Source organism: Streptomyces bikiniensis (assembly GCF_000716625.1).
Classification (GTDB): domain Bacteria; phylum Actinomycetota; class Actinomycetes; order Streptomycetales; family Streptomycetaceae; genus Streptomyces; species Streptomyces bikiniensis.
In genome coordinates, this window is record NZ_JNXJ01000106.1 from 1 (window position 1) to 947 (window position 947).

Sequence of the window (947 nt, forward strand, 5' to 3'; positions counted from 1 at the left end):
GATCGATTCTTGACGGACCGCCAGAGGCGCCTACCCACTCCTAACCCCACCACACACACGACTTCACACCGCCAACAGCCACCACCCAGAACCCCGGCGCAAGGCGACCGCCGCTACTACTCGCGCGACGGCCTCTTGGCAGCGGCGAGAAAGACATCGACGAGATGCTTGGGCATGCTGTAGCCGACGACCTTGCCGAATCCCGGCCCTTGGGCCTGGATCGGCAGCTGCATACCATCGGGCCACCATCCGCTTCGTACGCCACGGTCGATGGCCCGCTTGAGCGAGGCGCTGTGCCCCCGGAGACTGCTGTCCTCACCGTCGCGTAGGACTGAAGCATCGACGTACCCGCCGCGGGCAGCAGCCTCTTTGACGATGCGTCGCGCCCGAATCGGCAAGGCCAGGTAGTAGCGCTCGGCGCGTTCTGCGGTCCAGGCGGTGTCGGTCTCGACGTTCGCGGCGTGCTCGGCGAGAAGGTCGAGCAGTCGCTTCTGAAAGTCGCCAGTGGGTTCGTCGATCGTCACGGTGATCTTCATGGAGCCTCCGTAGCAACAGACCTGAATGAATGTCGATGTAACGAGGGTAGTGGAAGCAGGTGCGCCTGTCCCTGATTTCAAGTCTGTTGCGTGCCAGCTCAGTTGGACGATCGCATCCCTCTCTGATCGATGGGGGACGGCACCCCATTGCCTGCCGCAATGAGCGGCGAAGCTCTCGCGGTAGCGGGCAGCGGCACTGGCGCTCCACAAGTGGGAAAACGCCTCACATGACTACCCGGTCGACCCCTTGATGCGGCGAGACGGGCACTTCCCGACCGCACCACCGAAGTCGGTGATGCTGCGGATCTTGGCCGCCGGGGTTCTGGGTGGTGGCTGTTGGCGGTGTGAAGTCGTGTGTGTGGTGGGGTTAGGAGTGGGTAGGCGCCTCTGGCGGTCCGTCAAGAATCGATC

1 protein-coding gene is annotated in these 947 nt (G+C 63.8%); it reads right to left on the minus strand.

The window, feature by feature from the left end; genetic code table 11:
• Positions 1 to 116 precede the first annotated feature (116 nt).
• Positions 117 to 536 (minus strand): hypothetical protein, encoded by a 420-nt coding sequence (locus OO47_RS32920; protein WP_030223489.1) that lies wholly within the window; start codon positions 534 to 536, stop codon positions 117 to 119.
• Positions 537 to 947 lie beyond the last annotated feature (411 nt).

Bases quoted from the DNA above. Each gene is read 5' to 3' on its own strand.
- OO47_RS32920 (WP_030223489.1), bottom strand. From the start codon at position 536: ATGAAGATCACCGTGACGATCGACGAACCCACTGGCGACTTTCAGAAG.